Genomic DNA, 12,910 nt, shown 5'->3' on the forward strand with positions numbered 1-12,910 from the left:
GGGTCAGACGACCACCGGTTCCGGCTCCAGCCGGATGCCGAAGCGCTCGTACACGCTGGTCTGGATGGCCTTGGCCAGCGTCATCACCTCGCCGCCGGTCACCGGGTTCTCGGTGCCGCCGCGGTTGACGAGCACCAGCGCCTGCTTCTCGTAGACGCCGGCATTGCCGACCGACTTGCCCTTCCAGCCGCAGGCGTCGATGAGCCAGCCGGCGGCGAGCTTGATGCTGCCGTCGTCCATCGGGTAATGAACGATCTTCGGGTCGCGCGCGATGATGTCGGCGCACTGCTCCGGCGTCACCGTCGGGTTCTTGAAGAAGCTGCCGGCGTTGCCCAGCACGCGCCAGTCGGGCAGCTTGGCGCGGCGGATGGCGCAGATCCAGTCGAAGATGTCCTGCGCATCCGGCGTGAAGTTGCCGGTTTCTTCCATCTTGCGTTCCAGGTCGAGGTAGCCGACCACGGCCTTCCACGGCTTGGGCAGGCGAAAGCGCACCCGGGTGATCACCGCCCGACCCGCCAGGCCGAAGTCGTTCGGCCCGCTGCGCACGTGCTTGAACACCGAGTCGCGGTAGCCGAAGGCGCATTGCGCGGCATCGAGCGTGAAGGCGCGGCCTGTTTCGAGGTCGAAGGCATCGAGCGAATCGAAACGGTCTTGCAGCTCGACGCCGTAGGCGCCGATGTTCTGCACCGGCGAGCCGCCCACCGTGCCGGGAATGAGGGCCAGGTTTTCCAGCCCCGGATAGCCGCTGCGCACCATCCATTCGACCGCGTCGTGCCAGATTTCGCCCGCGCCGGCCTCGACGATCCAGGCACGCGGGGTTTCTTCCACCAGCCGCAGGCCCTTGATTTCAACCTTCAGCACCAGCGGCTTGACGTCGCCGGTCAGCACGATGTTGCTGCCGCCACCCAGCACGAAGCGGGGGGCGTCGCGCCATTGCGGATCGGCACGCAGCGCGACCAGATCGGCCTCGTCGGTGATGCGCGCCAGATGCTGCGCGCGCGCGACGATGCCGAAGCTGTTGTACGGCTGCAGAGGGACGTTGGACTCCACGATCATGGGAGAATTGTCGCATTCAGCCCAGTGCATCCAGGAGAGCCCATGCCGTCATTCGATACCGTCTGCGAGCCCAATCTGCCCGAAGTGAAGAATGCGGTCGAAAACACCGCCAAGGAAATCGCGACGCGCTTCGATTTCAAGGGCACCGCCGCTGCCGTCGATCTCAAGGACAAAGAGATCACCATGATCGGCGACGCCGAGTTCCAGCTCGTGCAGGTCGAAGACATTCTTCGCGCCAAACTCACCAAGCGCAGCGTCGATGTGCGCTTTCTCGACAAGGGCGACGTCCAGAAGATCGGCGGCGACAAGGTCAAGCAGGTCATCAAGGTCAAGAGCGGCATCGAGAGCGAGCAGGCCAAGAAGATCACCCGCATCATCAAGGACAGCAAGCTCAAGGTGCAGGCCGCGATCCAGGGCGACGCAGTGCGCATCACCGGCGCCAAGCGCGACGACCTCCAGGCCGCGATGGCGTTGATCAAGAAGGACGTGCCCGACATGCCCCTCTCGTTCAACAACTTCCGCGACTGACCCCATGAAGTCCCTCGTCATCGCAGCGCATCTTCTGACCGCCGTTGCGATGGCGAATGCCGCCGGCTCGGTCATGCTGACCGGCACCATCGGCAGCCGCGCGATCCTGATCGTGAACGGCGCACCGCCCAAGACCGTGGCGGTCGGCGAGAGTTTCCAGGGCGTGAAGCTGGTGTCGCTCCAGTCGGAGCAGGCGGTGGTCGAGTCCGAAGGCAAGCGGGTCACGCTGCGCATGGACACGCCCATCAGCATCGGCGGCAACGGCGGTGGCTCCAGTGGCGGCAGCCGCATCGTGCTGTCGGCCGACAGCCGCGGCCACTTCATGACGCCGGGCACCATCAATGGCCGCACCGTCACGTTCATGCTGGACACCGGCGCCACGTCGATCGCGCTGTCGGCGGCCGATGCGCAACGCATCGGGCTCGATTTCAGCAAGGGGCGGCCGGTGCAGATAGGCACCGCCAACGGCATGACCCAGGGCTACAGGCTGCGGCTGCAGTCCGTGCGCGTGGGCGACGTCGAGGTCTACGACATCGACGCCGTCGTCTCGCAGGAGCCCATGCCCTATGTGCTGCTGGGCAACAGCTTCATCAACCGCTTCTCGATGCGTCGGGACGCGGACCAGATGGTCCTCGAAAAGCGGTATTGAACCCCTGGTGTCAGGCCTGCGCGGCCGTCACCACGATCTCGATCTTGTAGGCGGCATTGGCCATCTTGGCCTGCACCGTGGCGCGCGGCGGCGTGTTGCCGGCCGGAATCCACGCGTCCCACACCTCGTTCATCGCCGTGATGTCGGTGATGTCGGCCAGGAAGATCTGCGTCATGAGAATGCGCGACTTGTCGCTGCCGGCCTCGGCCAGCAGGCGGTCGACCATGGCGAGCACCTGTGCGGTCTGGCCGCGGATGTCCTGCGTGGTGTCGTCGGGCACTTGCCCGGCAAGGTAGATGGTGCCGTTGTGAACTGCCGTCTCGGACAGACGCGGGCCGACGTGGAAGCGGGTGATGTTTGCCATGGTGTTCTTCAATCAAGCCTTTTTCTTCGAGCCGAGCTTCGACTCCGTGCCGGCCGCGAGCCGGCGGATGTTTTCGCGGTGCCGCCAGATCAGCAGCAAGCTCATGATGATGATCGCGATCAGCACCGTGCGATCGAGCGGCCACGCAATGTTGCCGCCGAGCAGATAGTAGGCCGGTGCAAAGAAGGCCGCCACCAGCGACGACAGCGACGAATAGCGAAAGAAGATCGCGATGATCAGCCAGGTGGCGCCGGTCGCCAGCCCCAGCCAGGGCGCGATGCCGACCAGCACGCCGGCCGCCGTGGCCACGCCCTTGCCGCCCTGGAAGCCGAAGAACACCGGGTAGAGATGGCCCAGGAAGGCCGCCAGGCCCGCCAGTGCGGCCACGCCTTCGCCCAGGCCCCACTGCGCGCCGAAATGACGGATCAGGAACACCGGCAGCCAGCCCTTGAGCGCATCGAGCACCAGGGTGGCCAGCGCCGCGCCCTTGTTGCCCGAGCGCAGCACATTGGTCGCGCCGGGGTTGCCGCTGCCGTAGCTGCGCGGATCGGCCATGCCGAGCGACTTGCTCACGATGACCGCAAAGGACAGCGAGCCGATCAGGTACGACGCCACGATGGCGATGAGGGATGGCAGATGAAAGCTCAAGACGGCGCTCCGCGGGGATGGTTGTTTTTCTTCGGTGACAAACGAGGGCGTGCCGTCGTCAGGTCTCGGGCGGCGATTGGATCACAACGTACTGCTTGCGAAACTCGAAGCCGCGGTCGGGCCACTGCGCCACGTAGGCGCGCAAGGCGTCCGCACCGGCCGCCCAGTCTTCGCCGTTGACGCGGCAATCGGCCTGTACCTCGCCATCGGCGTCACGCGCGGCATAGAGGCGCACGGCATGCAGCCCGTCCGATTCGATCTGCGGCTTGAAGGCTTCCCAGCTGTTGGTGAACAGGCAGCAGGGGCAGAACGGATGCTCGTCTTCCACCTCTGTATCTTCCTTCGTCGCATGGTGCGCGACGGGGCCGAACAGCACGCGCCGCTCGCGCCCTTCCTGCCAGTTCATGCGCATCGACGTGCAGTGGGCCAGCTCGCTGCCCAGCGCATCCTGGAACACGACCAGATCGACCTGCGCCCAGAGGTCGAAGCCGCGGGTCAACGCGCCTTCGGTGCTTTCACCGTACGAATGCTGGTATTCGAAGATGCCCCGCGGCAACAAGTCGGCATGCGCCACTTCGATGGTGGTGGAGGTGCGCAAGCTGGCGTCCTCGGCCATCGAGAAGCTCAGGATCTGCGGCAGCAGCCAGAGCCCATCGGGCAGCACGACCCAGCCGTCACGCGCCAGGTCAGCCGCATGGCCGCGCGCCAGCAGCGCGTCGCGCAGCAGCGCCGGCAGGTCGAGCGACTCGGTCCATTCGCGCTCATCGTTGCAAAAGGCAATCTCGAACGTGATGCCCTTGCCCGGGTTACCGGCGGCCCGCACAGGAAAGAAATCGGAAGACGGGGATGTCATGGCGCCGGCTATTCTGCCAGCGCACATTGCACCGGCTTGGCCCCCAGCAGCGTCACGCACACCTGCGGATCGATGCCGATGAGGTAGCCGCGCCGGCCGCCGTTGAGCACGATGCCCGGCAACTCGAGGATGGTCGATTCGATGTAGACCGGCATCTCGCGCCGCGTGCCGAACGGCGAGGTGCCGCCCACCATGTAGCCGCTGTGGCGCTGCGCCACCTCGGGCTTGCAGGGCTCGACCGACTTGGCGCCGATCTGCCGCGCGAGGTTCTTGGTCGACACCGTGCGGTTGCCGTGCATCAGCACGATCAGCGGCTTGGCGTCCTGGTCCTGCATCACCAGTGTCTTGATGACGGTGAACGGATCGAGCCCGAGCATCTCGGCGCCGCGCTGGGCGCCGCCGTGCTCCATGTACTCGTAAGGGTGCTCGGTGAAAGCAATCTTGTGGGCGCGCAGCAGCTGCGTCGCAGGGGTCTCGGAGGTGTGGGTGCTTTTCTTGGCCATCTTGCTGGCGGTCCGTCTTCAGAAAATATTTATTGTTTTACGATAAACTTTGATCGTTTTATATTGAACAACGACTTGGATATGCAGCATACGCCAGCCCCGGCGGCCACGCCCTCGTTCTACCTGAAGCGACACGCCCAGGTCGTGCATGCGCTGATCCTCGTGGGCATCGTCCTGCTGGTGGTGCAGCCCGTGCTGCTGCTGGCGTTCGAGCACCCGTGGCTCGACCTGTTCGGTGCAGGCAGTTTTCTTGGCCTGCCCACGGCACCGGCCGACGGCCCGGCACGCTGGCGCACGGCCCTGGTCAGCCTGCTGCCGGTGGGCGGTGGCCTGTATGCGCTGCGGCAGCTGTGGCGGCTGTTCGGCGAGTACGGACACGGCCGGGTCTTCGGCAAGACCGCGCAGGACGCGCTGGTGCACTTCGCCTGGGCGGTGCTGCTGCTGGCATTGCTGCTGCCGCTCGCGCGCGGCCTGATGACCGTGGCGCTCAGCATCGGCAACCCGCCAGGCCAGCGCTTCATGTCGATCTCCATCGCATGGTTCGACTGCCTGCACATCCTGTTCGGCGCGGTGCTCGTGGCCATCGCCCGCGTCATGGCCGAAGCCCGACGCCTGGCCGACGACAACGCCGGCTTCGTCTGAACACGCCATGCCGATCATCGTGAACCTCGACGTCATGCTCGCCCGGCGCAAGATGCGATCGCGCGAACTGGCGGAGCATGTGGGCATCACCGAGCAGAACCTGTCGTTGCTGAAGAGCGGCAAGGTGCGCGGCGTGCGCTTCGACACCCTGGAGCGCATCTGCGAAGCGTTGCAATGCCAGCCTGGCGACCTGCTCGAGTGGCAACCCTCTTCCCCCGCCTCCGAGCTCTGACGCCGCGCCCTGTCCTGGCGGCCCTGGTGTTGGCCGTGGCGGCCATGCATGCGGGCGTGCTCTGGCTGATGCTGCTGGCGTCGCGGCCGCACGTGCGGCAGGCCGGCCCGACGAAACGCATCGCGATGGAGATCGTGCAGGTCGTGCCCGCACCGAAGGCCGAACTGCCGGCCCGACCGACAGGCACACCACGAGTGGCGGCAGCGGCGGTGGCGCCACGCACGCCCGTCAGGCGCGCGGCACCGGTGACGCGCGGCGATGTCATCACAACACCACCCAGCGCTCCGGTCGCTCCAGCGACCAACGAAGAGCCGTCGCAGGCCCCTGGCCCGTCGCCCGCTCCACTGATCCTCAACTCCGACGCCACGCGCCGCGCCTTGCGCGATGTGGCCCGCCAACGCTCTTTCGCCGACCGCGCGAATCAAGACCTCCAAGGCCCCGCCCCTTCCACCTTCGATTCGAAGCTGAGTGCCGGCGTCGCAGGCGCAGCACATGGCGACTGCATGAAGGGCCAGTTCAAGGGAAACAACATGGGCCTGCTGAGCCTGCCAGCCCTCGCGATAGCCGCCGCCAGCGACGAATGCGCCCGTTAACTGCGGAACCAGCCAGCCTGGACTTCTTCGTGAAACACCGCGGAACCGGCTTTGCCGGGCCGCAGGTGTTGCCCCCGGCGAGGGGGAAGGAGAAGCGACACGAAGTGCGCGAAGCCTGGGGGAGAGCAAGTCATGCGGCGGGGTCGCGAATCTCCCAGCGGATCTTGTCGATCTCGGCCAGGATCTCGGGCGACAGCGTGGTGCCGTATACGTCCAGGTCTTCTTCGAGCTGCGCCACCGACGTCACGCCGATGATCGTGCTCGCCACCTGCCACTTCGTGTAGCAGAAGGCCAGCGCCAGCTGCGTCGGCGTCAGGCCGTTGTCGCGTGCCAGCTGGTTGTAGCGCCGGGCCGCGCGCAGCGAATCGGGGCGACCCCAGCGCTGCTTGCGCACCGATTCGTAGCTCGAAATGCGGGCACCCTTCGGCGCATCCGGTCCTTCGATGCCGCTCTGGTCGTACTTGCCCGTCAGCAGGCCGAAGGCCAGCGGCGAGTAGGCCAGCAGCGACACGCCCAGCCGGTGCATCGTCTCGTCCAGCGCGTTTTCATGGCCACGGCCGATCAGGTTGTAGACGTTCTGCACCGACGCCACGCGCGGCAGCCCGTGCTGCTCGGCCAGCCGCACGAACTCGTGCACACCGTAGGGCGTTTCGTTCGACAAGCCGATCGTGCGCACCTTGCCCGCCTTCACCAGCTTGCCCAGCGCTTCGAGCTGGTCGTGGATCGGCGTCTTCGACGTTTCCTTGGCCGGGTCGTAGTACATGTTGCCGAACAGCGGCACGTGGCGTTCGGGCCAGTGGATCTGGTACAGGTCGATGACGTCGGTCTTCAGGCGTTTCAGGCTGGCATTGCACGAAGCCTCGATGTCCTCCGGCGTCATGCCGCTGCCTTCGCGCACCCAGGGCATGCCGCGCGACGGGCCGGCCACCTTGGTGGCGAGCACGAGCTTCTGGCGTGCACCGGGGTTGGCGGTGAACCAGTTGCCGATGATGGTTTCGGTGACGCTGTAGGTTTCCTTGCGCGTGGGCACCGAGTACATCTCGGCGGTGTCGATGAAGTCGACGCCGCGTTCGAGCGAGCGGCTCAGGATGGCGTGGGAAGTAGGTTCGTCGACCTGTTCGCCGAAGGTCATCGTGCCCAGGCAGATCGGGGTGACGTGCAGGTCGCTTTGACCGAGTTGGATCTTTTTCATGCGCGGGATGCTACCGCCCTGCCCCACCGCGCGCTGGCCGCATCCGAAAAGCCCGACGACGCCTGTCTGTCCTGTGCCGGACTGCGCCGACGAAGGCGCGTCCTTATCATCGGTCGCCATGTACCAAGCCCTCCGCCCCTCCCGCAGCGAATTCGTGCCCGTGCGCAACCTCAGCTACCACGTGCGCCTGTGGGGCCAGCCCTCGGACACGCGCCCGCCGTTGGTGCTCGTGCATGGCTGGATGGACGTGGCCGCCTCATGGCAGTTCGTGGTCGATGCCATGGCGCAAGAGCGCTTCATCATCGCGCCCGACTGGCGCGGCTTCGGCCTGACCGATGGCGGCGGTGTCGACAACTACTGGCTGGCCGATTACCTCGCCGACCTCGAATGGCTGCTCGACCACTACGTGGGCGAAGTCCGCGACGGCGAGAGCCCCCGGCAGATCGACCTCGTTGGCCATAGCATGGGCGGCAACGTCGCCATGCATTACGCGGGCGTGCGGCCCGAACGCATCCGCCGTCTCGTCAACCTCGAAGGCTTCGGCATGCCCATGCGCAGGCCCGACGAAGCGCCCGCGCGCTACGGCCAGTGGATCGACGAACTCAAGCGCCTGCACCGCGGCGAGATGGCACTGGCCGGCTACTCGGCGGTAGACGGCGTGGCACGCCGGCTCATGAAGACCAACCCGCGCCTGTCGCAGGACAAGGCCGACTGGCTCGCCAGCCACTGGTCCGCCGGCCATGCGCAGCCCGACGGCAGCATGCGCTGGCAGATCCTTGGCGAAGCGGCGCACAAGATCGTCAACGCCCACATCTTCCGCGTCGACGAAACGCTGGCGCTCTATGCGCGCATCACGGCGCCGCTGCTGATGGTCGAAGCCTCGGACGACAGCCTGAAAGGCTGGTGGAAAAACCGCTTCACGCTCGATGAGTTCCACGAGCGGCTGAAGTCCGTGCCCTCGGTGCACATCGAGCGGCTCGGCGACGCGGGCCACATGCTGCACCACGACCAGCCGCAGCAGGTGGCGCGGATGATCGAGGACTTTTTGGCCTAGCCTTTTTGCGTCGCCCGGCGCAGCGCGGCCCGCGCCAGAAGGCGCGTGGAGTCCAGCGTCGGTAGCGGCGAATTGGCGTCGCTCATGATCAGCGGGATTTCGGTGCAACCGAGCACGACGGCATCGCAGCCGTCTTCGTCCTTCATGCGCTGGATGACGCGCTGAAAAGTCGCAATCGCCTCGGGCTTGAACACGCCGTAGACCAGCTCGTCCATGATGATCCGGGCGATCTCGTCGCGCTCCTCGACGGTGGGCCGAACGTATTCGAGCCCGCGTGCCGAGAGCTTCTCGGGATAGACCTCGCTGTCGACCAGCCAGCGCGTGCCGGTCAGGCCGATGCGGCGAAAGCCGCGCTGTGCCGCTTCGTCGGCCACGCAGCCCGCGATGTGCAGCCACGGCAACGGCGAGCGCGCCTCGATGAAAGGCAGGGCCTGGTGGATCGTGTTGTCGGGGCAGACCAGAAAGTCCGCGCCGATCTTCGCGAGCTTGTGCGCGGAGGCGAGCATCACCTCGCCCACCCCCTGCCAGTCGTTGCGGTAGATGTGCACCATGTAGTCCGACAGCGACGGCGTGTGCATCGAGACTTCAGGGTGGGCATGCGGGCCGAGCAGCTTCGCGCCCTCCACGCAGATGGTTTGATAACAAAGCGCTGCGCCTTCGGCGGAGCAACCGACGATTCCGATGTGCTGGGTCATGGGCGCCATCGTACAAACCTGGCGCGATATCCGTCCAGCGGATAACGAAACGCACAAATCTTCGTTCGCCGGCCAAGCACCGCACCCTAGAGTGCGCAGCTCCTTTCGCCGTCCCTCCGGAGTTGCCCTTGATGCGTTTTTCTTCGCGCGCGCCGTCGCTGGCGCGCTGGTCCGTGCCGCTGCTCGGCGGCCTGGCACTGAGCCTGCTCCTGCACGTTTCCGCTCACGCCGCCGACCTGCGCGTCGGCTTCATGCCCGGCCCCTACCGTGATGCCTTCACGAACGGCATCGAGCCGCAGCTCAAGAAGCTGGGCTACACGGTGAAGTACGTCGAGTTCAGCCAGGGCGTGCAGCCCAACGACGCAGTCGAGCGCGGGCAGATCGACGCGAACATCTTCCAGCACTCGCTGTACCTGGCGGCCACCAGCAAGCAGCAGAACTTCGACCTCGTGCCGGTGGTGCATGTGCCCACGCCGCCGATGGGCCTGTACTCGCAGCGCCATAAATCGCTCGACACCGTGCCCGACGGTGCCACGGTCACGCTGCCAGCCGATCCGGTGAACGCGGCACGCGCGCTCAACATCCTCGCGGCCATCGGCTGGGTGACGCTCAAGCAGGGCGTGAGCCCGCTGAGCGTTTCGGAGCGCGACATCGCCAGCAACCCCAAGCGCCTGAAGCTGGTGCCGCTCGATGCCGCGCAGGCACCGCGCTCGCTGGCCGATGCCGACCTCGCAGCCGTGCAAGGCAACTTCGCGGTGGCCTCGGGGCTGAGGCTCACCGAGGTGCTCAAGCTCGAAGACATGACGCTGCCCTACGTGAACGTGGTGGCGGTCAAGCGCAGCAACGAGAACGCGAAGTTTGCGAAAGACATCGTGGCCGCCTACCAGTCGGCCGAGTTCCAGCAGTTCTTCAAGGCCAACCCCGTGTGGGCGGGCTACCGGCTGCCCGACTACTTCGTCAAGTAATTCAATGAGCAGCACCAGCACAACCGCACCCCGCAAGCAACTGCACCTGAACGTCAACATCCTGCACTCGGGCTTCGTGCCCTCGGCCTGGCGCCTGCCCGAGAGCGATCCGTGGGCCTTTGCCGACATCCAGCACTACATCCGCACGGCGCAGATTGCCGAGGCGGCCAAGCTCGATGCGGTCTTTCTGGCCGACAACGCGGCCATCGTCGACCAGATCCACTTCCGGCCGATCACCGCGCTGGAGCCCACCATCCTGCTGGCCTGCGTGGCCGCGGCCACCACGCACATCGGGCTGATCGCCACCGCATCGACCAGCTACAACGAGCCCTACAACATCGCGCGACGCTTCGCCACGCTCGACCACGTGAGCGGCGGCCGCGCCGGCTGGAACGTGGTGACCACGGCCGACCTGCCCTCGGCGCGCAACTTCGGCCTCGACGCCACGCCCGACCATTCGAAGCGCTACGCCCGCGCCTCGGAGTTCACCGACATCGTGAAGGCGTTGTGGGACAGCTGGGAAGACGACGCCTTCGTCGGCAACAAGGCCACGGGGAGCTTCATCGACCCGGCCAAGGTGCATGCGATTGCGCACCGCGGCGAGCATTTCGCGGTGCAGGGGCCGCTGAACCTGCCGCGCCCACCGCAAGGCCATCCGGTGCTGGTGCAGGCCGGCGCATCGGCGGATGGCCGCGAGCTGGCGTCGCGCCATGCCGAGGCGGTGTTCTCGGCATCGCAGTCCTTCGAAGAATCGCAGGCCTATGCGCGCGCCCTCAAGACCCGCGCAGCCGAGTTGGGCCGCGGCCCCGATGCAGTGAAGGTATTGGCCGGACTCACCACCATCGTCGGCAGCACGGAGGCAGAAGCGCGCCGGCGCCGCGATGAACTGGTCGACCTGATTCCGTGGGACTACAGCCTCACGCGCCTCGCTGGCACGCTGGGCATCACGCCCGACCGGCTGAAGCTCGACGAGCGCCTGCCCGACAACCTGCCGTTGCCCGGAAATGGCAACGGCAACCACACCTTCTTCAACGCGGTGGTGGCGGCAGGCCGCACGCACGGCTACACGGTCCGCCAGTTGATCCGCGAACTCGCGGGCGGCGGCGGCCACCGCGTGATCGTCGGCACGCCCGAGCAGATCGCCGACGACATCGAGCATTGGTTCAAGGACGGCGCGGCCGATGGCTTCAACCTGATGCCCGATGCGCTGCCGCACGGGCTGCAGGATTTCGTAGCCGGCGTGGTGCCGATCCTGCAGAAGCGCGGCATCTTTCGCACCGAGTACGAGGGGCGCACGCTGCGTGACCATCTGGGGTTGGCGCGGCCGGGTGGGCGGGCGGCGCAGCGGCTGGCGGCCTGACTGTGCGCGATGGGGGTGTTGCGTTCAGGGCGCGCACACGCCGACGGCGTACTCCCCTCCGCGAATGTCCCCCGGCCTGCGGCCTCCTCCTTTATTTCGCTGCGGGGAGCACACCGCCAGCGTGAGCGTATTCAGAGCAGTCGTTGATCGGCAGTACACAAGCAGCGTGTCCTCGTGCGAATGGCACCGGGTGCTCCCCGCAGCGAAATAAAGGAGGAGCGAAGCGGGGGACATTCGCGGAGGGGAGTACCCGGTGTCATTCGCACACGCCCTGAATGACCCCGCATCGCACCGCACAGCAAACCCGACTGGCATCGGCGAGCCTCCGAACAGATCCGGCACCGACTCAAGAGTCCGCGCTAAATCACCCTTCGTCGGCGTCGTTGCCCGTCATCGACAGCACTTCTTCGACGAACGCATCGAAGAGTGGCAACGCAGCAGGCAAGCCGTCAAGAGACTCCGCCTCGCCCGCATCGAAGAAATGCGGCTTGCCGGAAGGCATGGCCGCCCACTCGCCGGCCTCCAGCAACAGCCCCAGATAACCGTTGGCCGTCGGCAGATAGAACAGCCCCGCGCTGTCGAGCACGCGCTGCCCCTTGGCCTTGCCGCGCCCCCAGCTCACGCCCTGCCCGGCCAGGTGCTCGGTGATCCAGCCGTCGCACACATGCGTGTCGCGCCAGCTTCCTTGGGCATCGAATATGGCGAGCACGGGCATGTGGGCGTCCTTGTTGGGTGAGTGTGTTTACTGCAGGAAGCTGGGCTTGGCGTAGCCCTGGAACTTGCTGTCGACCACCGCCTTGAATTCCTTCGAGCGGTAAGCGTCGGCGATGTCCTTGGCCCACTGGGTGTTCTTGTCGGCCGTCTTCACGGCGACCACATTGAGGTAGTAGTCGGGCGTCTTCTCGAGCACCACGGCCTCGGTGAGCTTCAGGCCCGACGAGATCGCGAAGTTGCCGTTGACGATGGCGTACTCGGTGTCGCCCAGCGAACGCGGCAGCTGCGCGGCTTCGAGCGGAATGAACTTCAGCTTCTTCGGATTCTCGGCCACGTCTTTTTCAGACGCGCGCAGCGGGTCGATACCAGCCTTGATGGTGAGGAGCTTGTTCTGCTCCAGCAGCACCAGCGCACGGGCCAGGTTGCTCGGGTCGTTCGGCAGCGTCACGCGGTCGCCTTCCTTCACGTCGGCCAACGTCTTGCGCTTGGTCGAGTACACGCCCATTGGCGCGATCGGGCCTTGCACCAGTTCGGCGAGGTCGAGCTTCTGGTCGGCCGCGAACTTCTTCAGGTAGACCTGATGCTGGAAGAAGTTGGCGTCGAGCGAGCCCTGGGCCAGCGCAAGGTTCGGCTGCACGTAGTCGTTGAACTCGACCAGCTTGACCTTGTAGCCCTTCTTTTCAAGGATCGGGATGATGCCGACCTTGAGCTGGTCGGCGTTGGAGCCGGCGGTGCCACCGATCACGAGGTTCTTCTTGGCGGGGTCTTGCGCGTGCGCCTGCAGCGAGAGACCGCCGAACGACAGCGCAACGAGGGACAGGGCGAGAACGGAACGGCGCAGCAATGCGGTTTTCATGAAATG

17 protein-coding genes are annotated in these 12,910 nt (G+C 66.1%); 8 read left to right on the top strand and 9 right to left on the bottom strand.

All coding sequences use genetic code 11. The features are described from left to right. Positions 1–3: 3 nt before the first annotated feature. The gene (gene murB / locus ACGLHS_RS24920) at positions 4–1,056 is read right to left on the bottom strand and encodes a UDP-N-acetylmuramate dehydrogenase (RefSeq protein ID WP_093238815.1); all 1,053 of its coding nucleotides are present in this window, start codon (positions 1,054–1,056) and stop codon (positions 4–6) included. Between the two features lie 42 nt (positions 1,057–1,098). Here murB and ACGLHS_RS24925 point away from each other — a divergent pair, with 42 nt between their 5' ends. Next, the gene (locus tag ACGLHS_RS24925; protein WP_093238814.1) at positions 1,099–1,584 is read left to right on the top strand and encodes a YajQ family cyclic di-GMP-binding protein; all 486 of its coding nucleotides are present in this window, start codon (positions 1,099–1,101) and stop codon (positions 1,582–1,584) included. Between the two features lie 4 nt (positions 1,585–1,588). Continuing rightward, on the top strand, positions 1,589–2,233 hold the full coding sequence (locus ACGLHS_RS24930; protein ID WP_394484129.1) for a TIGR02281 family clan AA aspartic protease: 645 nt from the start codon (positions 1,589–1,591) through the stop codon (positions 2,231–2,233). Positions 2,234–2,243: 10 nt separating this feature from the next. Here the strand turns inward: ACGLHS_RS24930 and ACGLHS_RS24935 are convergent, their stop codons facing one another. From ACGLHS_RS24935 to ACGLHS_RS24950, 4 genes are read right to left on the bottom strand one after another with little or no spacing between them, the layout of a single operon-like run. Further along, positions 2,244–2,597 (bottom strand): RidA family protein, encoded by a 354-nt coding sequence (locus ACGLHS_RS24935; RefSeq protein ID WP_093239442.1) that lies wholly within the window; start codon positions 2,595–2,597, stop codon positions 2,244–2,246. A gap of 12 nt (positions 2,598–2,609) precedes the next feature. Further along, the gene (gene plsY, locus ACGLHS_RS24940; protein WP_394484131.1) at positions 2,610–3,245 is read right to left on the bottom strand and encodes a glycerol-3-phosphate 1-O-acyltransferase PlsY; all 636 of its coding nucleotides are present in this window, start codon (positions 3,243–3,245) and stop codon (positions 2,610–2,612) included. A 58-nt stretch (positions 3,246–3,303) separates the two neighbouring features. Continuing rightward, positions 3,304–4,098, bottom strand: a complete 795-nt coding sequence (locus ACGLHS_RS24945) for a DUF6348 family protein (RefSeq protein WP_394484133.1) — start codon at positions 4,096–4,098, stop codon at positions 3,304–3,306. 8 nt (positions 4,099–4,106) lie between these two features. Beyond that, on the bottom strand, positions 4,107–4,601 hold the full coding sequence (locus tag ACGLHS_RS24950) for an aminoacyl-tRNA deacylase (RefSeq protein ID WP_394484135.1): 495 nt from the start codon (positions 4,599–4,601) through the stop codon (positions 4,107–4,109). An 81-nt stretch (positions 4,602–4,682) separates the two neighbouring features. On the opposite strand from ACGLHS_RS24950, the gene ACGLHS_RS24955 reads away from it, so the two are divergent. The 3 genes from ACGLHS_RS24955 to ACGLHS_RS24965 are packed head-to-tail and all read left to right on the top strand — an operon-like array spanning position 4,683 to position 6,068. Next, positions 4,683–5,243, top strand: a complete 561-nt coding sequence (locus ACGLHS_RS24955; RefSeq protein ID WP_394484137.1) for a DUF2975 domain-containing protein — start codon at positions 4,683–4,685, stop codon at positions 5,241–5,243. A 7-nt stretch (positions 5,244–5,250) separates the two neighbouring features. Next, complete coding sequence (locus ACGLHS_RS24960) at positions 5,251–5,475, top strand: helix-turn-helix domain-containing protein (protein WP_394484139.1); 225 nt, start codon at positions 5,251–5,253, stop codon at positions 5,473–5,475. 35 nt (positions 5,476–5,510) lie between these two features. Then, a complete protein-coding gene (locus tag ACGLHS_RS24965; protein WP_394484141.1) occupies positions 5,511–6,068 on the top strand; it encodes a hypothetical protein in 558 nt (185 codons plus the stop codon). Positions 6,069–6,198: 130 nt separating this feature from the next. On the opposite strand, the gene ACGLHS_RS24970 is transcribed toward ACGLHS_RS24965, so the two are convergent. Beyond that, on the bottom strand, positions 6,199–7,260 hold the full coding sequence (locus tag ACGLHS_RS24970) for an aldo/keto reductase (RefSeq protein WP_394484143.1): 1,062 nt from the start codon (positions 7,258–7,260) through the stop codon (positions 6,199–6,201). 118 nt (positions 7,261–7,378) lie between these two features. On the opposite strand from ACGLHS_RS24970, the gene ACGLHS_RS24975 reads away from it, so the two are divergent. Next, positions 7,379–8,314 (top strand): alpha/beta fold hydrolase, encoded by a 936-nt coding sequence (locus ACGLHS_RS24975; RefSeq protein WP_394484145.1) that lies wholly within the window; start codon positions 7,379–7,381, stop codon positions 8,312–8,314. On the opposite strand, the gene ACGLHS_RS24980 is transcribed toward ACGLHS_RS24975, so the two are convergent. Continuing rightward, a complete protein-coding gene (locus ACGLHS_RS24980) occupies positions 8,311–9,009 on the bottom strand; it encodes an aspartate/glutamate racemase family protein (RefSeq protein WP_394484147.1) in 699 nt (232 codons plus the stop codon). The two genes, ACGLHS_RS24975 and ACGLHS_RS24980, sit on opposite strands and share 4 nt — an antisense overlap. Before the next feature lie 131 nt (positions 9,010–9,140). Here ACGLHS_RS24980 and ACGLHS_RS24985 point away from each other — a divergent pair, with 131 nt between their 5' ends. After that, on the top strand, positions 9,141–9,974 hold the full coding sequence (locus ACGLHS_RS24985; protein WP_394484149.1) for a MetQ/NlpA family ABC transporter substrate-binding protein: 834 nt from the start codon (positions 9,141–9,143) through the stop codon (positions 9,972–9,974). Positions 9,975–9,978: 4 nt separating this feature from the next. Continuing rightward, on the top strand, positions 9,979–11,334 hold the full coding sequence (locus ACGLHS_RS24990; RefSeq protein WP_394484151.1) for an LLM class flavin-dependent oxidoreductase: 1,356 nt from the start codon (positions 9,979–9,981) through the stop codon (positions 11,332–11,334). A gap of 364 nt (positions 11,335–11,698) precedes the next feature. On the opposite strand, the gene ACGLHS_RS24995 is transcribed toward ACGLHS_RS24990, so the two are convergent. Both ACGLHS_RS24995 and ACGLHS_RS25000 read right to left on the bottom strand, forming a co-directional pair. Next, positions 11,699–12,049 (bottom strand): hypothetical protein, encoded by a 351-nt coding sequence (locus tag ACGLHS_RS24995; RefSeq protein WP_394484153.1) that lies wholly within the window; start codon positions 12,047–12,049, stop codon positions 11,699–11,701. Between the two features lie 27 nt (positions 12,050–12,076). Beyond that, positions 12,077–12,904 carry a MetQ/NlpA family ABC transporter substrate-binding protein gene (locus tag ACGLHS_RS25000; RefSeq protein WP_394484155.1) on the bottom strand — a complete coding sequence of 276 codons (828 nt, stop codon included), beginning with the start codon at positions 12,902–12,904 and terminating at the stop codon, positions 12,077–12,079. Positions 12,905–12,910: the final 6 nt, after the last annotated feature.

The organism is Variovorax sp. VaC1 (assembly GCF_043658315.1).
Taxonomy (GTDB): Bacteria; Pseudomonadota; Gammaproteobacteria; order Burkholderiales; family Burkholderiaceae_C; genus Variovorax.